Source organism: Halalkalibacter sp. APA_J-10(15), from assembly GCF_023017105.1.
Classification (GTDB): domain Bacteria; phylum Bacillota; class Bacilli; order Bacillales; family Bacillaceae_D; genus Halalkalibacter.
Genome location: NZ_JALKEV010000003.1, coordinates 103,724 through 123,704 on the forward strand (window position 1 = coordinate 103,724; position 19,981 = coordinate 123,704).

Here is a 19,981-nt window from a genome sequence, read left to right on the forward strand (position 1 = left end):
GTAAATATACCATGTTAAATCTTACTTGGCTATCGTTACGGTCATTGGTGAAACTATACAATGACGTCATTAGATTTGATGTCAATGTAACAACTGGGGGAATCGAGATAATGGACTATACTTCTTTAAAGCAACAATTGCTGCAACGAAAACAAAAGGTTGAGGCACGAATTAAAGAAAGCTTCTCTGATGAAGAGAAAGAGTCTCTTTCTTATTCGACTGGTGAGTTATCACAATATGATAACCATCCCGCTGATACTGCTACAGATCTGTACGAAAGAGAAAAGGATGCAGCATTAATGGAGCAGCTCGAGCATGAGCATGAGGAAATTGAGCATGCCCTAGCTAAATTTGATAAAGGAACGTATGGGATTTGTGAGGAGACAGGAAAAGAAATCCCATATGAACGACTTGAGGCACAACCGACTGCAAGAACGGTTATTGAAAAAGGAGAGAAGGGAATGATGGATTCTTCTCATCCAGCTGAAGAGGATGTGCTTCAAGGCTTTAACACCTTTAATTTTGACCATTTATCGAAAGAAACAGAATTTGATGCGGAAGATTCCTATCAAGCTGTTGCATCATTTAATGAGAATTCGATGATCTTTGAAGACTCTTCATTCATGGATCAAGATGAATTAATTGGCTATGTTGAGGAGATTGAAGGCTTTCTTTCGACTGGTATTGAGGGGTATTCAGGATCGGAAAATGTCCAGTTCCAACGAAATGTTCATTATGATCATTATTTAAATGGACAAAATTAGATAGAAAGCAGGCTCAAAGGATTATTTGAACTTTTGAGTCTGCTTTCGTAAAACAAAGGACAAAAAAAAGTGATAAGCCAAATTTTTTCAGTGCCCTTCCTGCTTGTCGCTTGGCGGTATGATATAATAACTAAAGTTAACCATTTTATCGTAGTGGAGGGGTAGGTTTGAACGTATTAAAATATTATGCTTTAACACTCGCCATCATTTTATTGGATCAGTTAACGAAATGGATCGTTGTTAAAGAAATGGAAGTCGGAGAACGAATTAGATTAATTGAAAATGTCCTTTATTTCACATCCCATCGTAATCAGGGGGCAGCATTTGGGATTTTACAAGGTCAAATGTGGTTCTTTTATATCGTGACGATTGTTGTTGTCATTGGCATCGTTTATTATATGAAAAAAGAGGGATCTAAAAGTGTTATGATAGGCATTTCACTCGGATTCATTCTTGGTGGCGCACTTGGGAATTTTATCGATCGTGTACTTCGAGGAGAAGTCGTTGACTTTATTGATACATACATATTTGGATATAATTTTCCGATCTTTAATGTTGCTGATTCTGCCCTCTGTGTAGGTGTTGGAATTCTCTTTATCAAGATGATTGCGGATGAACGGAAACAGAAAAAGGAGAGAACGTAATGGAGCAGCATGAATGGACTGTCACAGCTGAAGAACATGGAGAACGTATTGACAAGGTGTTAACAGCTAATGAGAAAAAATGGTCTCGAACTCAAGTTCAGCAATGGATTAATAATGACCATATTAACGTAAATGGGAAGCCGGTAAAAAGAAATTATAAAGTGTCAGCAAATGATCATATTACTTTAACGATTCCTGAACCTGAAGAATTAGAAGTCGTTGCTGAGAATATACCAATTGAAATCGTCTATGAAGATGAAGATGTGATCGTCGTGAATAAACCACGAGGAATGGTTGTACATCCAGCCCCAGGTCATTCATCTAGAACGCTAGTTAATGCGCTTATGTATCATTGCCAAGACTTATCAGGTATTAATGGGGTCATTAGACCTGGAATTGTTCATCGAATTGATAAAGATACTTCAGGGCTTTTAATGGTCGCAAAAAATGACCATGCACATGAATCGTTAGTCAATCAATTGAAGAAGAAAACAACTAAGCGTATATATAAAGCGATCGTTCATGGCGTTATTCCACATCAACATGGTACGATAGATGCTCCGATTGGCCGTGATTATACAGATAGACAAAAGATGACCGTCACTGAGAAAAATAGTAAAGATGCTGTTACTCACTTTACAGTTTTAGAGACGTTTAAAAATTTCTCCTATGTCCAATGTGAGTTGGAAACGGGTAGAACGCACCAAATTCGTGTACATATGAAGTATATTGGCTACCCATTAGCGGGTGATCCCAAATATGGTCCGAAACGTAAATCACTACAAATAAATGGTCAAGCGCTTCATGCTGAGGTTCTTGGGTTTACCCATCCTCGTACTGGTGAAGATCTATTATTTGAAGTTCCTATTCCTCCAGATATGAGTGAACAATTAACGTTTCTTCGATCACAATAGTCGAAAAAAGTCGTTGACATTTTGACACATCTCGTTCATACTATGAGTAATTAAATAAGTCCTTTAACATCAGTCCCGTGAGGCTGAGAAGGAAGTCGGAAACAAACCGTAGGCATTTACTAATTAAACAAGACCTACGTATGTTTGCAAAGCCCTCTCATGCCTAAATTTTGGTATGAGAGTTTTTTGTATGTATAGAAAAGGAGGCCAATATGTCACGTATCATTTTAGATGAACAGGCAATTAGAAGAGCCATCACACGAATCGCACATGAGATTATTGAACGTAACAAAGGTGTCGAAAATTGTGTCTTAATCGGCATCAAAACGAGAGGGATTTATATTGCTAACCGTCTAGCTGAGAGAATTGAGCAAATCGAAGGTGTTTCGGTTCCGGTTGGTGAGGTTGATATTACACTATATCGTGATGATTTAACGAAGAAATCACCTACAGAAGAGCCGATTTTACAAGGGACGGATATAAATGTTGATATAAATAATCGAAAAGTGATTCTAATTGATGATGTCCTTTATACGGGTAGAACGGTTCGTGCAGCTCTCGATGCATTAGTTGATTTAGGAAGGCCTGCACAAATTCAATTGGCCGTTTTAATTGACCGCGGTCACCGAGAATTACCGATTCGTCCAGATTATGTTGGAAAGAATGTACCAACGTCGAAAAGTGAAATCATCGCGGCTAAATTAAATGAAATTGATGATGTAGATGAAGTGACGATCGAACATAAATAAAAATAGTGATTGTAGAAAAGAGACAAGTAGGGGGATATACAATGGCATCAAATCATGAAATTGGCATTCAGGAGAAACCAAGGTTAGATAAATGGGTCGTATTAAGTATCCAGCATTTATTTGCCATGTTTGGAGCAACGATATTAGTTCCGTTTTTAGTCGATCTAAGTCCTTCAGTAGCATTGCTTTCAAGTGGTCTAGGAACAATTGCTTATTTACTCATAACTAGAGGTCAAGTTCCTGCTTACTTAGGATCATCCTTTGCCTTTATTGCACCGATCATTTCAGCAATGGCAATTGGTGGTCCAGAAGGGGCGATGGTTGGTAGCTTTTTTGCTGGGATCGTATACGGGATCGTTGCATTAGTTATTAAAACCATTGGAGTAAAGTGGATTATGAACATCCTCCCTCCTATAGTAGTTGGACCAGTCATAATGGTCATTGGATTAGGGCTAGCAGGTGTTGCTGTTGATATGGCGATGAATGAACAAGGAACCGGGGAATACAATGGAACGTTCTTATTTGTAGCACTCGTTTCTCTTGGGATAACCGTTCTAGCTTCGATTTTCTTCAAGGGATTCTTTAGTTTAGTCCCCATTTTGTTCGGGATTGTCGGTGGGTATATCACATCATTGATTGTAGGAATTGTTGATTTCACCCCTGTTAAAGAGGCAGATTTCATTTCTGCACCTGAGGTGATCGTTCCATTTGTCACGTATACACCTAGTTTAAGTTGGACGATTTTGTTCATTATGGTACCGATTGCTGTCGTAACGATTTCTGAACATATTGGAGATCAGATGGTACTTAGTAAGGTGGTCGGTCGAAACTTTATTAAAAAGCCAGGTTTACATCGCTCATTATTGGGGGATGGAGTAGCAACAATTATTGCTTCGTTAATTGGTGGTCCACCTAATACAACTTATGGTGAGAACATTGGTGTTCTAGCGATTACGAGAGTATTTAGTGTGTTTGTTATTGCAGGTGCGGCAGTCATTGCAATCTTCCTATCATTTATTGGTACGTTTGCGGCGTTTATTGAATCGATTCCAACAGCCGTCATGGGCGGTGTATCGATCTTACTGTTTGGTGTCATTGCATCATCTGGTTTAAGAATGTTAATTGATAATAAGATTAATATTGGGGAGAAGCGTAACTTAATTATTTCTTCGATTATACTAGTCGTTGGAATTGGTGGAGCTGTCATTCAAGTAAATGAGCATATCGAAATCCCTGGTATGGCTTTAGCAGCAATTATTGGTATTATCCTGCATCAAGTATTACCAAATAAAGAAGTTAGCTATGGAAAGAAATCGATGTTTGAGACAGATGAATAGAAGATCCTTTTAAAAGAAGTACAGAGAGACTTCAAAAGGTGTTACGTTTTGAAGAGGGAACTCCCTCTCTCATTTCTAATACCCTGAGAAGCGTACTCTCAGGGTATTTTTTTACAGAAAAGCTTAAACACAAGGTAAGAATTTTAAAAAGGGGATGATGAGTATGATGACAGCAATGGAGTTGCAACAAAGAGGAGATCTTTTAACGTTAGATAATATGACTACTATGGAAATTATACAACTGCTAGGAGAAGCTGAACAATTTGCTACAGGTTATGAATGGACAACGAATCAACAAGCTGTCGTTGCGAATTTATTCTTTGAGCCTAGTACGAGAACACGTTATAGCTTTGAAGTAGCGCAAAAGCTTCTCGGATTTCATGTCTTATCCTTTAGTGAAGAGTCATCAAGCGTTCAAAAGGGAGAGTCTTTGTTAGATACGGTGAAAACTTTTGAGTCGATTGGGGCTAATGTCTTAGTCATTCGTCATCCAGAAAATGAATATTACGAACAAATTAAAGATCAATTATCCATTCCGATAGTAAATGGAGGTGATGGTAGTGGACATCACCCGACTCAATCATTACTTGATATGCTAACAATCCAGCAAGAATTTGGAACGTTCGCAGGCTTAAATATTGTTATAACAGGTGATTTACGACATAGTCGAGTGGCTCGTTCTAATGCAGCGACTCTCACTCGCTTAGGTGCTAATGTGAAAGTGGCTGGCCCGATTGATTGGATGGAAGGTTATACTCATTTATATGAGCATGTCGATTTTGATACGTATCTTCCACAAGCAGATGTCGTGATGCTTCTAAGAATTCAGCATGAACGGCATGATCAATCCATGTCTTATACGAAAGAGGAGTATCATCGTCAATACGGATTGTCATTAGCTCGTGAGAGTCAATTAAAGCAAAATGCTATTATTCTTCATCCAGGACCTGTAAACCGTGGAGTTGAACTAGCAGATGAATTAGTAGAAGGGAAGCACTCGCGAATTTTTAAGCAAATGAAAAATGGAGTTGCTGTTCGAAAAGCCGTTATGAAACGGGCGATTCTAAAGCAATCATTGTAGGAGGAGAACGAGATGAATACGAAACTAATAGGTGGTTTCATTTTACAAGCGGATGGTGAATTCGTTCAAAAAGACATTTATTTAATTGATGGTCGCATTCAATTTCAGACACATGAACCAATTGAAAAAGAACTAGATGTAGCAGGGAAATTAATTGCTCCAGGACTTGTTGATGTCCATGTGCATTTACGAGAACCAGGTGGGGAGCATAAAGAAACGATCGAAACAGGATCATATGCAGCAGCAGCTGGTGGGTTTACAACGATTTGTCCTATGCCAAATACTCGTCCAGTACCTGATACTAAAGAGCAACTAGAATGGCTACAAAATCGAATTAAGGAAACGGCTATTGTTCGTGTGCTGCCATATGCCGCCATTACAACGAGACAGCTTGGTAGAGAATTAACGGATTTTTCTGCTTTAAAAGAATCAGGGGCGTTTGCGTTTACAGATGATGGAGTAGGTGTTCAATCTGCTGATATGATGCTTCAAGCGATGCAAAAAGCAGCAGAATTAAATATGGCTGTTGTTGCCCATTGTGAAGAAAATACGTTAATTCATGGTGGTGCTGTACATGAAGGGGGTTATTCAAAGGAAAAAGGGTTAAAAGGAATTCCCTCTGTTTGTGAATCTGTACATATTGCCCGAGATGTCCTGTTAGCTGAAGCAGCAGGTGCTCATTATCACGTATGTCATATTAGCACGAAGGAGTCGGTTCGAGTCGTACGTGATGCTAAAAAAGCTGGAATTCGTGTGACGGCTGAAGTAACACCACATCATCTATTGCTTTGTGATGAGGATATAGAAGGTGTTGATCCTAACTATAAAATGAATCCGCCTCTTCGAGGAAAAGAAGATCGTGAAGCGTTGTGGGAAGGGTTATTAGATGGAACGATTGATTTTATCGCAACAGATCATGCACCGCACTCAGCCGAAGAGAAATCGGAAGGAATCGAGAAAGCGCCGTTTGGTATTGTTGGGTTAGAAACAGCCTTTCCGCTCTTGTATACAAACTTTGTCCAAACAGGTAAGATTTCTTTGAAGCAATTAGTCGATTGGTTAACGATTAAACCAGCTGAAACGTTCCATTTACCATTCGGTACTCTTAAAGAAGGCTCACATGGAGATCTTACCGTTATTGATCTTGAAAAGGAAAAAGAAATTAGTGCGAAGGCTTTTCTATCAAAAGGGAAAAATACACCATTTTTAGGGTGGTCATGCACTGGATGGCCTGAATATACATTTGTAGGTGGAAAACTTGTATTTGCGAAAGGAAAGGTGACCTCATGAAACGTCAATTGATTTTGGAAGATGGATCTGTATTTGTAGGCGAAGGCTTTGGATCAGCGAAAGAATTAAGTGGAGAAGTTGTATTTAATACAGGAATGACTGGGTATCAAGAGATCTTATCTGATCCGTCTTATTGTGCGCAGATTGTGACGATGACGTATCCTCTTATCGGGAATTATGGTATTAATCGGGATGATTTTGAATCGATTACGCCTTCCATTAATGGATTGATTGTGAAGGAATATGAACCTGAGCCAAGTCATTGCCATGAAGAAGAGCCTTTGCATGAATTATTAACAGCAAAGGATATTCCTGGCCTGGCAGGGATTGATACACGTAAGTTAACTCGTTTAATAAGAGAGCATGGAACACTAAAAGGAAGAATTTGTTCAATGGAAGTGGATGTATCCTCTGTTATCAATGAGTTAAAGGCTGCTGACTTCCCTCATGATCAAGTTGAACGTGTTTCTACAAAAGATCCCTATCATGCTCCAGGTAGAGGAAACCGTGTTGTGTTAGTTGATTTTGGAATGAAGCATGGTATTTTACAAGAGCTAATCGCTCGTCAATGTGATGTCGTAGTTGTACCGTATAACACAACAGCAGAAGAAATCATTCGTTTAGGTGCAGATGGTGTGATGCTAAGTAACGGTCCTGGAAATCCAGTCGACGTGCCAGAAGCGATTGAAATGATTAAAGAGTTAATTGGAAACGTACCGATCTTTGGTATTTGTTTGGGGCATCAGCTATTGGCACTCGCAGGTGGTGCTACAACGAGCAAATTGCGATTTGGACATAGAGGCTCGAACCATCCAGTTCGAGATTTAGAAACAGGGAAAATCGCCATTACTGCTCAAAATCACGGTTTTACGGTAGATGTTGAATCATTACAAGGAACATCATTACAGTTAACTCATGTAGCAGTTAATGACGGGACAGTAGAAGGAATTAGAGTGAAAAATACGCCGGCATTTAGTGTGCAGTATCACCCAGAGGCTTCACCAGGACCGCATGATGCAAATGATTTATTCGATCAATTTATTTCAATGATGGAAACAGCCAAGAAACGTTCGTTACACGTCTAGTAGGGGGAGAGGACATAAATGGGAAAACGTAAAGATATTCATAAGATACTTGTTATTGGTTCAGGTCCAATTGTTATTGGACAAGCTGCAGAGTTTGATTACGCTGGTACACAAGCTTGTCAAGCATTGAAAGAAGAAGGGTATGAAGTCGTTTTAATTAATTCAAACCCTGCAACGATTATGACTGATACAACGATGGCTGATCGTGTTTACATTGAGCCAATCACGCTAGAATTTGTGAGTAAAATCATTCGTAAAGAGCGACCAGATGGTATCGTTGCGACATTAGGTGGACAAACAGGCTTAAATATGGCAATGGAGTTAGAAGAATCAGGTATTCTTGAACGCTATCAAATTGAATTACTTGGAACAGATCTTGAAGCCATTAAGCAAGCTGAGGATCGTGACTTATTTAGAAGTTTAATGCATGAATTAAATCAGCCAGTTCCAGAAAGTGAAATTGTTCATAACCTTGATGAAGCCTTTGCGTTTGTTGAAGAGGTTGGTTATCCAGTAATTATTCGTCCGGCTTATACGTTAGGTGGAACGGGCGGTGGAATTGCACATGACGAGAAGGAATTCAAAGAATTTGTTTCAAGTGGATTGAAATATAGTCCTGTGACACAATGTTTAGTTGAAAAAAGTATTGCTGGGTTTAAAGAAGTTGAATATGAAGTGATGCGTGATGCTAGCGATAATGCCATTGTTGTATGTAACATGGAAAATATTGATCCAGTAGGTGTTCATACAGGAGATTCGATTGTTGTCGCACCGAGCCAAACGTTGACGGATCGTGATTACCAGCGTTTACGTAATGCATCATTAACGATTATTCGTGCACTTGGAATTGAAGGTGGATGTAATGTTCAATTCGCTCATGACGCACATAGTGACCAATACTATATTATTGAAGTCAACCCCAGGGTCAGCCGTTCATCGGCACTAGCATCAAAAGCAACTGGCTATCCAATTGCGAAGATGGCAGCGAAAATTGCTGTAGGTTATAGCCTTGATGAATTAATGAATCCTATTACAGGAAAGACATATGCAAGCTTTGAGCCTGCACTTGATTATGTTGTATCGAAAATTCCGCGCTGGCCATTTGATAAATTCGATTCAGCTAACCGTTCATTAGGTACACAAATGAAAGCAACTGGAGAAGTAATGGCAATTGGTCGTAATTTAGAAGAGTCGCTACTGAAGGCAGTGCGGTCGTTAGAAGCTGGCTATGATCATTTGTTTGATAAGAAAATCACGACGATTGCATCTCAAGAATTATTGGATCGAATTCCTAAGGCGGACGATGAACGGTTATTTATTTTAGCGGAGCTATTAAGAAGAGGTGAAACGGTCCAAACGCTTTGTGATTTGACCAAAATTGATCGCTTCTTTATGCAAAAGCTTCATCGAATCATTCAGATTGAAATAAAGCTAAAAGATTCAAAAAATGATGTTGACGTATTGAAGCATGCTAAAGAAAAAGGCTTCTCTGATATAGCGATTGCTCGTCTATGGGATCAAGAGGAAAAAGAGGTGTATGATTTCCGTCAAAAGAACAAGGTTGTTCCTGTATATAAAATGGTCGATACGTGCGCTGCGGAGTTTGAATCGGCTACACCTTATTTTTATGGAACCTATGAAGAAGAAAATGAATCTGTACGTACAGACAAAAAGAGTATTCTCGTATTAGGGTCAGGACCGATTCGTATTGGACAAGGTATTGAATTTGATTATGCGACTGTTCATACTGTTTGGGCGATTAAAGAAGCTGGATATGAAGCGATTATTATGAATAATAACCCCGAAACGGTATCGACAGATTTTAGCACTTCAGATAAATTATATTTTGAGCCATTGACCGTAGAAGACGTGATGCATGTCTATGAACAGGAGAAGCCTGAAGGTGTTATTGTTCAATTTGGTGGTCAAACGGCAATTAACTTAGCTGCTGATTTAGAAGAGCGTGGCGTACCAATTATCGGGACATCACTAGAAAGTATGGATCGTGCTGAGGATCGTGATAAATTCGAACAAACATTGCTATCGCTTGATATACCGCAACCACTTGGTCGTACAGCAACTTCGGTTGAGGGGGCAGTTGAAATTGCGACTGAGATTGGTTATCCAGTTCTTGTTCGTCCATCATACGTTTTAGGTGGTCGAGCTATGGAGATTGTTTATAAAGAAGAAGAATTATTAAATTACATGACAAATGCAGTTAATGTTAATCCAAAGCATCCGGTTCTTGTCGATCGTTATTTAACTGGGAAAGAGCTTGAAGTAGATGCCATTTCGGATGGGGAAAATGTCTTTATTCCAGGAATTATGGAGCATATTGAGCGTGCAGGAGTACACTCAGGAGATTCAATTGCTGTTTATCCACCACAAACCGTTCCTGAACATTTAAAACAAAAATTAATTGACCGAACTATCTCTATTGCAAGAGGACTAAAGATTATCGGCTTGTTAAATATTCAATTTGTTTGGCATCAAGATGAAGTGTATGTACTTGAAGTGAATCCACGTTCAAGTCGCACGGTTCCATTTTTAAGTAAAATTACCGGAGTACCGATGGCGAATATTGCAACAAAAGCAATGCTTGGTAAGTCGCTACCTGAGCTTGGTTATGAAACTGGATACCAGGAAGAGGCCAAGGAAGTATCGGTAAAGGTTCCTGTCTTTTCATTTGCTAAGCTAAGAAGAGTTGATATCACACTTGGTCCAGAGATGAAATCGACTGGAGAAGTTATGGGTAGAGATCATACGCTAGAGAAGGCTTTGTATAAAGGCTTAGTTGCTTCTGGTATGCAAATTCCGACGCACGGATCTGTTCTGTTTACAGTTGCGGATAAAGACAAAGAAGAAGCCTTAGCGCTTGTAGAGCGTTTCCATGGATTAGGATTTGATATTATGGCAACGGCGGGTACAGCACAATTTATTCAAGAAGCGCATATTCCTGTCACAATCGTTAATAAGATTGGTGAGGAAAAGCCACATTTATTAGATGTGATTCAACAAGGACAAGCACAATTTGTGATTAATACATTAACGAGAGGAAAGCAGCCGGCTCGAGATGGCTTCCGTATTCGACGTGAAGCCGTTGAGAATGGTGTCGTATGTTTGACATCAATGGATACAGCAGAGGCACTGTTAAGAGTTCTTGAATCGATCACATTTTCTTCGGAGCATATGCCAGAGTTGAAGCTATAGAAAAGGAGTGGGGGGACCTATGATGAAGAAAGAAATTGTAACAGTTCAATCGCAACGACCGTTAACATCTAATGTATATGAATTGGTTTGTAGTGGTTCGCTTGTAAATGAAATGACAACACCTGGGCAATTTCTTCACTTGCGAGTAAGCAGTAGTGATGACCTGCTTTTAAGACGTCCAATCAGTATTTGTGATGTTGACCTGGATGCAGAAACGGTCAAGATGCTTTATCGAGTAGAAGGAAGTGGAACGAAACGATTGTCAGAAAAAAAATTAGGCGATTCGCTTGATATTTTAGGACCATTAGGTCGCGGTTTTCCAATTGAGGACATTAAGCCGAATGAAACGGCTGTCCTCGTTGGAGGTGGAATAGGAGTCCCTCCTCTCTATTATTTATCTAAGCAGCTAAAGAAAAAGGGTGTGAATGTCGTTCACATTCTCGGCTTTCAATCAAACGGTGATGTTTTCTATGAAGAGGAATTTAGTCAATTAGGAAATACGTATGTAGCAACGGCTGATGGTACGTATGGAACATCAGGCTTTGTAACAGATGTTTTACGAAATGAAGAGATTCAGTTTGATTATATGTATTCATGTGGACCAACACCGATGTTAAAGGCATTATCTGATCGTTATGCGGATCAAAAGCTCTATATCTCTCTTGAAGAACGGATGGGCTGTGGTGTCGGAGCCTGCTTTGCCTGTGTTTGTCATGTCGTAGGTGATGAATCAGGCACGAGCTATCGAAAAGTTTGTACTGATGGCCCTGTCTTTCCAGTAGGGGAGGTTGTATTATGAACCGATTAAAGGTCGAATTACCAGGATTATCATTGAAAAATCCAATTATGCCTGCTTCTGGCTGCTTTGGCTTTGGAAAGGAATATGCCTCTTTTTACGATTTAAGCGAATTAGGGGCGATTGCGATCAAAGCGACAACGGCTGAATCACGATTTGGAAATGCGACACCGCGGGTAGCAGAAACGACTGCTGGTATGTTAAATGCCATCGGTTTACAAAACCCTGGGCTTGAGGGGGTTATGGCTAATGAGTTACCTTGGTTAGAACGATATGATGTTCCGATTGTAGCTAATGTTGCTGGGACTGAAATTGATGATTATGTAGCGACAACAGCGAAGCTTTCTACAGCTCCTAACGTACAAGCGATCGAATTAAATATTTCCTGCCCAAATGTAAAGCAAGGTGGAATCGCTTTTGGTACGATTCCTGAAGTGGCTGCACAGTTAACAAAGGAAGTCAAAGCGGTGTCTGAAGTTCCTGTTTATGTAAAATTATCTCCAAATGTAGCGGATATTGTTGAAATAGCCCGTGCTGTTGAGCAGGCTGGTGCGGACGGGTTATCGATGATTAATACACTATTAGGAAGTCGGATTGATATTCGTCGTCGAAAGCCGATTTTGTCGAACCTTTATGGAGGTCTGTCGGGTCCAGCCATTAAGCCAGTAGCGATCCGTATGATCCATCAAGTGAGCCAAGCTGTAGCTATTCCGATTATTGGTATGGGTGGGATTCAAACAGCAGAGGATGTTGTTGAGTTTATGCTTGCTGGTGCTAGTGCGGTAGCGATTGGAACGGCAAACTTTACAGACCCTTATATTTGTCCGACTCTTATAGGAGAACTCCCAGCTTTACTAGATGAATTAGAGGTAAATGAGATTCATGAATTAATCGGAGGGAGTTGGAAAGAATGACACGTCCATTTATTATTGCATTAGATCTAGACAATCGTGCAAAGAGATTAGAGCTACTACGTTCATTTAATCGTGAGTCTTTATTTGTTAAGGTAGGAATGGAACTATTTTATCGTGAAGGGCTGCAAGTGATCGAAGAATTAAAGCAGGCAGGGCATCGTATTTTTTTGGATTTAAAGCTTCATGATATTCCTAATACCGTTCAACGGACAATGAAGGAATTAGCTGCGCTTGATGTTGATATCGTCAATGTACATGCAGCAGGTGGCCAAAGAATGATGGAAGGTGCTGTTGAAGGGCTTGAAGCGGGGACTCTTTCTGGCAGAAAACGCCCAGTTCTAATTGCCGTGACGCAATTAACGAGCACAGATGAAGATACAATGCAGAAGCAACTTTTAATTGAAAAGCCACTGACTGAAGTGGTGCAATCCTATGCGCAACTAGCTAAGAAGAGTGGTGTAGATGGAGTCGTATGCTCGGCTCAAGAAGTACCGTTCATTCAAGAAGCGTGTGGAGAGACCTTTTATACAGTTTGTCCAGGTATTAGACGTGCCGAAGATGAGAAGGGTGATCAAAAACGAGTTGTTACTCCACAAAAAGCAAGAGAGCTTGGAAGCTGGGGAATTGTGGTCGGTAGAAGTATTACGACCGCAGATGATCCCTTTTCTGTATATAAAATAATGAAGCAACAATGGGAGGGCTCGAAGTGAAAGAAAGTATTGCTAAGCATTTATTAACGATCGAAGCGGTTCATTTGCAGCCGAATGAACCTTTTACATGGACATCGGGTATTAAATCACCAATTTATTGTGATAATCGATTAACACTTTCTTTTCCTTCTGTTAGAAAAGATATTATTAAAGGCTTTGTCGAGTTATATAACGAGCATATTAAAAAGGCAGATGTGATTGCGGGTACAGCTACTGCAGGTATTCCTCATGCTGCTCTTTTAGCAGATGCTCTTGAGCTACCAATGGCCTATGTACGAGGTAGTGCAAAAGGTCATGGAAAGCAAAATCAAATTGAGGGCAAGGTAGAACGTGGGCAGAAGGTTGTCCTAGTTGAAGACTTAATCTCTACAGGTGGCAGTGTCGTTAAAGCGGCTGAAGCATTAAGGGAAGCTGGTGCTGAGGTTGTAGCTGTTGTAGCAATCTTTACATATGAATTCCAAAAAGCAGAAGTGACGATGCAAAACGCGAATATCCCTACTTATATTTTAACGAATTATTCGACATTGGTTGAGGTAGCTAGTCAAAATGGATACATTAAACAAGCCGATGTCGCTAAATTAAACAAATGGAGAAACGATCCTCAATCACTTGAATGGATGGGGCAATAACGATAGAAAACTGAAAAGCTATGAAGTTCAGTTAATCACTATTCAGCCTTTCGGCAAAGTCTCGCAAAAGCGATACAGTCGACTGGCTTTTTTTGTGATTAGAGAGCATAGCCATGATCATTCGTTTTTTAATTCGCTCCCCCGTCCGCTTTTTTAATGGAGAAACCGGAATCGACTTACCTTTAACTGGCCTTTATTAACCGATATATTGTACAATTTTAAATGGAACTCATAATGATTTATGGGGAGGTATCCATAAAACTAATCATGTCTAAAAAAAGAGCGAAATTAATTAATGGTGAAGTTATTGCTTATCAAAAAAAGGGATACGGAGAAAAGGTAGTGTTGCTGGTTCATGGTAATATGTGTTCAAGTGAACATTATTCCACATTATTAAGAGAAATTAACCCGACTTTATATACTGTTTATGCATTGGACTTAAGAGGTTTTGGAGACAGTACTTACAATTCTCCCATAAAAACAGTTTCTGATCTCTCGAACGATATTCAATTGTTTATAAATTACATGAATATCGAAACGGTATATCTTATTGGTTGGTCTGCTGGTGGTCCAGTTTGTTTACAATTATGTATTGATTATCCAGACTTAGTAGAAGGGATTATTCTTTTAAGTCCAGTAGGCTTCAAAGGAGCCCCCTTACAAAAAAAGGACCAATCAGGTGCAAATACTGGAAAATACTATGATAGTAAAGACGAGATGGCTCAAGATCCTGAGGTATCAATCCCTTCTAAAGCGATTCATAATAATGATTTTATTACTTTAAATAATATGTGGAATTTGGGCATTTACACAAACAAGAAGCCCTCTAATTTCATATCTACGTTACTAATTAACGAAACATTAAAGCAGCAAAATCTTGAAGATATATACTGGGCTCTTGCTCATTTTAATCTTTCTAATGAGTATAATGGGTATAGCCAAGGTGATGGACAAATTAAACAAATAAATGTGCCAGTATTGTGCTTTTGGGGGGAGCAGGATCTAATTATTAAGTTTGAAGATGTAAAGGATATAGTTAATTCACTTCCTTATGCTACACTAAGAGTGTTAAAAGCGTGTGGTCATTCTCCACTCGTTGATCATTTAGATGAAATACTCAAAGGTATCGATGAAATGTTTGGATAGACTTAGCGATTGACCGAATCCATTAATGTTGTAGCATTTAGTATTATTCAACGATCGAGGTCTCATTACGCTAAAGAATAATTAGGAAATAGCGATAGAGGATTTCACATGGTTTTCCGAACACCCAAAAGTTATAACATAATCGGGCTATCGGTTGGATTCGAAAAAGTATGGACCTTCTGTTGCGATCTGTACTGTATATTGAGCTTTCAATTGACCGTTTTTCAAACTACATATTCCGTAAAAATATGCGGAAGAGCACCCAAATAATTAAAGCCGGTGAAATCTTACGACAAGTAAAATTTCACCGGCTTTTCATTTAAAAGGAGGGTGTTGTTCTAGCCTCGTTTTGTCTAATCTGAATCGAAACCACAAAAGGTTTCATACTCGATTTTTTAGTCTCACATTTTGTATGGTGGCTTTTCATCTCATTTTCTTAGTGAACGTACGAGATCTTCGTCTGGTGTAACAAATAATGTCGTTTGTTGTTCATAAATGACAAAGCCGGGCTTCGCTCCGTTAGTTTTTTTGACGTGACGAATTTTCGTATAGTCAACTGGGACGGAGCTTGATTGTCGAGCTTTACTAAAATAGGCTGCAACGGTTGCGGCCTCAAGTAATGCTTGTTGATCAGGTTCCGTACTTCTAATGACAACGTGTGATCCAGGAATATCTTTAGTATGTAACCAAATTTCATCTTGACGTGCAAATCGCATCGTCACATATTCATTTTGCTTATTATTCTTTCCAACATAGAAGTCAATGCCAGAAGTTGATCGATACGCTTCAATTTGTGGCTTCATTGCTTTTTTCTTCTTCTTTGATTGCTGCCTTCTCCTGATATAGCCTTCTTCAATTAATTCTTCTCTTATTTCCTCAATGTCTTTTGGCGATGCACTTTCCATTTGCTGAATGAGCTGTTCAAAATAAGCCATTTCTTCTTTGCTCTTCTCTATTTGCTCTTGCACGACTTTCACTGAGTTCTTTGCTTTGTTATAACGCTTAAAATAGGCTTGAGCATTTTCTGCTCCAGTCTTTTGCGGGTCAAGTTGAATTGTTATCGTTTGCCCGTCTTCATCGTAGTAGTCAACCACATCAATTGACTTGCTTCCTCGTGTAATCGCATGAATGTTGGCTGTAATGAGCTCACCGAGCTTTTGATATTGTTGTGCTTGATCAGCTTGAATTAACGTTTTTTCAAGCTTTTTGATTTTTTTCTTGTTTTTTTGCCACTCGTTTTTCATGAATCGTTCTAAATCATGAGCCTGTTGCTTCACTCGATCTCGTTCAGCTTTCCCGTAGAAAAAACGATCAAGAAGCTCACTTATCGATTCAAATCGTTTTCTTTCTCCTTGCATGTGTTTGAGGTGGATAAGCGAGAACGTTTCTTTTTCAGTTACTATCATTTCAGGCTCGTAGGAATGTGTCTTAAGCTTGGTTATTATATAAGAAAAAGCTTCGACGAGTGAATCCTTATTTACCATTGGCCCTGCTAGATGAATGATTTCTTTAGCTAGCTGAGGGGAGAGTCCTGCAAGCTTTTGAACGAGCTGATTGTCAAGCTTACCGGAATTGAAATCTAGTAATTGCAATAAGCGTTCTTCATCGATCATCAATGGGTTTTCTTTATTTTGTTCAGGTGGTCTACTATACAGCTGACCTGGAAGAATGGTTCGAATGCTGCTCTGTGATAGACCAATATGTTTAATACTGTCAAGAATCATCCCTGTTTCCGTATCAACTAAGCTAACATTACTATGGCGTCCCATAATTTCAATATAAAGCTTCTTTTGTGTCTCATCACCTATTTCGTCTTTATGTCGAATGGTAAAGACAATCACTCTCTCCATATCTAATTGTTCAATTTGTTCAACGACTGCTCCTTCTAAATGCTTCCGCAATAACATACAAAACATCGGTGGTTCTGCCGGGTTATCGTATTTTTCATTTGTCAAATGAATACGGGCGAAGCTAGCGTTAACAGAAATGAGTAATTGATAATTTTTGCGGTTCGCTCGTATCGTGAAAACTAATTCTGATTTATATGGTTGATGTATTTTTGATATGCGACCAGAGGTTAATTGTGAGCTTAATTCATGCGCCACCGCTCGTGTCATAAATCCATCGAATGACATGTTGTTCACCCTTTCTCTGTGCCAAGTAAAGATTCATCTATATTGTACATTTCTTTAGTATAGCATGTTTTGCGTGTCTACTAAATAAAATGGCTTGCATATGTTATGAATCGAAGCTAAGTGCTGGAAAAGGAGATGAATTAGAGATGGTGGAAGGGCATACATTAAATGAAAAAGAGTTCGTACGTTTTGTTCAGTCACCAATAAATAAAATGAAAGGTTCATGACGGTTAAAATTGCACATTGACCTTCATTTCGTTATAGTTAAATGAACACAACTAGGTCCATTTACGAGCAAGTTTCTTGTGAATGGACCTTTCATATCGTAATACTAATGAAGGAATATCGTTAAATGTCTTGTTGAATGTTGCTGTTTTCGTTAGAATATCAATTGGATGTGATCATATGAAAAGTATGACGGGATTCGGTTCTGCTCGAGTTGAATACGGAGAAGGCCAAATTGTCATTGAAACGAGATCGGTCAATCAACGTTTTTTTGATTGTCAGGTACGACTGTTTCAGTCAGCACCATCTCTTGAAGATGCAATTGCAAAAAAGGTTAAGAGTTTGATTATTCGTGGGAAAGTGGAGGTTTTTGTTCGAATAGAAGGTGAGATAAGAACAAGTCAAGAACTACAAGTAGACGAATTATTAGTTGATCAATATATAGCGACCTTTCATGAGATTCGAAAGAAAGAAACAAATTCGCTTCCATTAGATATTAATCGATTGCTCATGAATGAATCGTTAGTGCGTGTTGCCCATCAAGAGCAGTCGTTTTCTGACGAGTTTGAGCGCTGTGTTCTAGAAGGGGTTGATCAAGCATTACAATCATTATTGAAAATGAGGGAACAGGAAGGCAGCGCTCTGTTGCTTAATATTAAGCAAGAGATTAAACAAGTGACTAATCATTGTGAACATATTGCAGAAGTACTTCCTCGATTATTAGATGAATATAAAAGTCGTTTACACGCTCAAATCAATACGTTGGTTGCCAGTCATGAAATAGATGAGTCACGTATTTTGACGGAGGTAGCGTTGTTAGCTGATAAAGTTGATATAAGTGAGGAAATAGTTCGTTTAAAGACGCATATTCAGCAATTCCTTCGTTATTGCCAATTGAGCGAACCAATTGGGAGAAGATTGGATTTTTTAATTCAGGAAATGAATCGGGAAGTGAATACAATCGGTTCAAAGGCGAGTGATTCCTTTATAAGACAAGAAGTGGTTGAGATGAAAGGTCATCTAGAAAAGGTGAAAGAACAAGTACAAAATATAGAATAATCTAGAAATATTCAGCCATTTCGTATATAGTAAGAATAGTTTGGATAACAATGGAGGGGAAAAGAGCCTTTCCAAAAGTGGGGGTCTATATGAATATAAAATTAATTAACATCGGCTTTGGAAATATCGTTTCAGCAAATCGAATTATTTCGATCGTGAGTCCAGAGTCGGCACCAATCAAACGAATCATTCAAGATGCGCGCGACCGAAATATGTTAATTGATGCTACATATGGACGGCGCACACGTGCGGTAATTATTGCAGATAGTGATCACGTTATTCTAAGTGCGGTACAACCAGAAACAGTGGCACAACGTTTAACAACAAAAGAAGAAGGTTCCGAAGATTCTTAAGTAGGACAGGGTTACATAGATGTAGGAGGTACTCATGAGAAAAGAGAAAGGTCTTTTACTTGTATTGTCTGGGCCAGCTGGTGTTGGGAAAGGAACAGTATGTTCAGCTTTGCGCGAACAAGAAACTGATATTCAATATTCCGTTTCTGCAACAACGAGAGCTCCGCGTGATGGTGAAGTGAATGGCATTAACTATTTCTTTAAGTCAAGAGAAGAATTTAAAGAAATGATCGCACAAGATCGATTACTTGAATGGGCAGAATATGTCGGTAACTTTTATGGTACACCGATTGATTACGTTCAAGAAACGTTAAACAATGGTAAAGATATTATTTTAGAAATAGAAGTACAAGGAGCACTCAAGGTAAAGGAGCGGTTTCCTGAAGGTGTATTCATCTTTCTCATGCCACCTAGTTTAGCAGAATTACGCAATCGTATTGTCGGTCGTGGAACGGAGACAGTTGATGTCATTAATGAACGGATGAATGTTGCAAAAGAAGAAATTGATATGATGAAAAACTATGATTATGTTGTGGAAAATGACCAAGTGGAGCTTGCGGTCGAGCGTATTAAGTCTATAGTCATCGCTGAACATTGTAAAAGAGAACGATTAATTGAAAAATACAAGGAACTTGTGGAGGTAAATTAATGCTATATCCATCGATTGATTCATTGCTAGAAAAATTGGATTCGAAATATACACTTGTAACCGTATCATCTAAACGTGCTAGAGAAATTCGTGAAAATGAAAAACGTACTCCCCTTGTTGAAAGACCCGTATCTTATAAGCCTGTAGGTGTTGCATTAGAAGAGATTGTACATGATCACTTACGTTATGAACGCGTAGAAGCGATCAGAGAAGAATACGGTAAGCATATTTAAACGGGATTAGAAGGTGTCTCATAAGGTTCCAAACCTTTGAGACACCTCATTTTCATTT

At 39.1% G+C, this 19,981-nt stretch carries 20 protein-coding genes; 19 read left to right on the plus strand and 1 reads right to left on the minus strand.

Annotated features, from left to right (window positions below):
* Nucleotides 1–11 precede the first annotated feature (11 nt).
* The 14 genes from MW695_RS04765 to phaZ all read left to right on the plus strand — a co-directional run bounded on the left by MW695_RS04765 (nucleotide 12) and on the right by phaZ (nucleotide 15,269).
* Nucleotides 12–764: a TraR/DksA C4-type zinc finger protein gene (locus MW695_RS04765; protein WP_247103877.1), complete on the plus strand. Its 753-nt coding sequence runs from the start codon at nucleotides 12–14 to the stop codon at nucleotides 762–764.
* A gap of 167 nt (nucleotides 765–931) precedes the next feature.
* Nucleotides 932–1,408 carry a signal peptidase II gene (gene lspA, locus MW695_RS04770; RefSeq protein ID WP_247103880.1) on the plus strand — a complete coding sequence of 159 codons (477 nt, stop codon included), beginning with the start codon at nucleotides 932–934 and terminating at the stop codon, nucleotides 1,406–1,408.
* On the plus strand, nucleotides 1,408–2,322 hold the full coding sequence (locus MW695_RS04775; protein WP_247103881.1) for an RluA family pseudouridine synthase: 915 nt from the start codon (nucleotides 1,408–1,410) through the stop codon (nucleotides 2,320–2,322). The genes lspA and MW695_RS04775 overlap by 1 nt, the downstream gene beginning before the upstream one ends.
* Before the next feature lie 212 nt (nucleotides 2,323–2,534).
* A complete protein-coding gene (gene pyrR / locus MW695_RS04780; protein WP_247103883.1) occupies nucleotides 2,535–3,071 on the plus strand; it encodes a bifunctional pyr operon transcriptional regulator/uracil phosphoribosyltransferase PyrR in 537 nt (178 codons plus the stop codon).
* Nucleotides 3,072–3,112: 41 nt separating this feature from the next.
* Complete coding sequence (locus MW695_RS04785) at nucleotides 3,113–4,408, plus strand: solute carrier family 23 protein (protein WP_247103884.1); 1,296 nt, start codon at nucleotides 3,113–3,115, stop codon at nucleotides 4,406–4,408.
* A gap of 163 nt (nucleotides 4,409–4,571) precedes the next feature.
* On the plus strand, nucleotides 4,572–5,489 hold the full coding sequence (locus tag MW695_RS04790) for an aspartate carbamoyltransferase catalytic subunit (RefSeq protein ID WP_247103885.1): 918 nt from the start codon (nucleotides 4,572–4,574) through the stop codon (nucleotides 5,487–5,489).
* 12 nt (nucleotides 5,490–5,501) lie between these two features.
* A complete protein-coding gene (locus tag MW695_RS04795) occupies nucleotides 5,502–6,779 on the plus strand; it encodes a dihydroorotase (RefSeq protein WP_247103886.1) in 1,278 nt (425 codons plus the stop codon).
* Entirely contained in the window at nucleotides 6,776–7,864 is a 1,089-nt protein-coding gene (locus MW695_RS04800; protein WP_247103887.1) for a carbamoyl phosphate synthase small subunit, read from the plus strand. Before MW695_RS04795 ends, MW695_RS04800 begins: the two co-directional genes overlap by 4 nt.
* 18 nt (nucleotides 7,865–7,882) lie before the next feature.
* Nucleotides 7,883–11,074: a carbamoyl-phosphate synthase large subunit gene (gene carB / locus MW695_RS04805; RefSeq protein WP_247103888.1), complete on the plus strand. Its 3,192-nt coding sequence runs from the start codon at nucleotides 7,883–7,885 to the stop codon at nucleotides 11,072–11,074.
* Nucleotides 11,075–11,093: 19 nt separating this feature from the next.
* Nucleotides 11,094–11,873: a dihydroorotate dehydrogenase electron transfer subunit gene (locus MW695_RS04810; protein ID WP_247103889.1), complete on the plus strand. Its 780-nt coding sequence runs from the start codon at nucleotides 11,094–11,096 to the stop codon at nucleotides 11,871–11,873.
* Entirely contained in the window at nucleotides 11,870–12,784 is a 915-nt protein-coding gene (locus MW695_RS04815) for a dihydroorotate dehydrogenase (RefSeq protein WP_247103890.1), read from the plus strand. The genes MW695_RS04810 and MW695_RS04815 overlap by 4 nt, the downstream gene beginning before the upstream one ends.
* Nucleotides 12,781–13,494: an orotidine-5'-phosphate decarboxylase gene (gene pyrF, locus MW695_RS04820; RefSeq protein ID WP_247103891.1), complete on the plus strand. Its 714-nt coding sequence runs from the start codon at nucleotides 12,781–12,783 to the stop codon at nucleotides 13,492–13,494. Before MW695_RS04815 ends, pyrF begins: the two co-directional genes overlap by 4 nt.
* Nucleotides 13,491–14,123, plus strand: coding sequence for an orotate phosphoribosyltransferase (gene pyrE, locus MW695_RS04825; RefSeq protein ID WP_247103893.1), 633 nt, complete (start codon nucleotides 13,491–13,493; stop codon nucleotides 14,121–14,123). Before pyrF ends, pyrE begins: the two co-directional genes overlap by 4 nt.
* 267 nt (nucleotides 14,124–14,390) lie before the next feature.
* On the plus strand, nucleotides 14,391–15,269 hold the full coding sequence (phaZ, locus tag MW695_RS04830) for an intracellular short-chain-length polyhydroxyalkanoate depolymerase (protein WP_247103895.1): 879 nt from the start codon (nucleotides 14,391–14,393) through the stop codon (nucleotides 15,267–15,269).
* A 428-nt stretch (nucleotides 15,270–15,697) separates the two neighbouring features.
* Here the strand turns inward: phaZ and MW695_RS04835 are convergent, their stop codons facing one another.
* Nucleotides 15,698–17,404 (minus strand): Rqc2 family fibronectin-binding protein, encoded by a 1,707-nt coding sequence (locus tag MW695_RS04835; RefSeq protein WP_247104142.1) that lies wholly within the window; start codon nucleotides 17,402–17,404, stop codon nucleotides 15,698–15,700.
* A gap of 89 nt (nucleotides 17,405–17,493) precedes the next feature.
* On the opposite strand from MW695_RS04835, the gene MW695_RS04840 reads away from it, so the two are divergent.
* The 5 genes from MW695_RS04840 (at nucleotide 17,494) to rpoZ (ending at nucleotide 19,923) form a co-directional block, all read left to right on the plus strand.
* Nucleotides 17,494–17,631, plus strand: a complete 138-nt coding sequence (locus MW695_RS04840) for a hypothetical protein (protein ID WP_247103897.1) — start codon at nucleotides 17,494–17,496, stop codon at nucleotides 17,629–17,631.
* Between the two features lie 178 nt (nucleotides 17,632–17,809).
* A complete protein-coding gene (locus MW695_RS04845) occupies nucleotides 17,810–18,688 on the plus strand; it encodes a YicC/YloC family endoribonuclease (protein ID WP_247103899.1) in 879 nt (292 codons plus the stop codon).
* Nucleotides 18,689–18,777: 89 nt separating this feature from the next.
* The gene (remA, locus tag MW695_RS04850) at nucleotides 18,778–19,041 is read left to right on the plus strand and encodes an extracellular matrix/biofilm regulator RemA (protein ID WP_247103901.1); all 264 of its coding nucleotides are present in this window, start codon (nucleotides 18,778–18,780) and stop codon (nucleotides 19,039–19,041) included.
* Between the two features lie 34 nt (nucleotides 19,042–19,075).
* Entirely contained in the window at nucleotides 19,076–19,690 is a 615-nt protein-coding gene (gmk, locus tag MW695_RS04855; RefSeq protein WP_035340489.1) for a guanylate kinase, read from the plus strand.
* On the plus strand, nucleotides 19,690–19,923 hold the full coding sequence (gene rpoZ, locus MW695_RS04860) for a DNA-directed RNA polymerase subunit omega (protein ID WP_247103903.1): 234 nt from the start codon (nucleotides 19,690–19,692) through the stop codon (nucleotides 19,921–19,923). Before gmk ends, rpoZ begins: the two co-directional genes overlap by 1 nt.
* Nucleotides 19,924–19,981 lie beyond the last annotated feature (58 nt).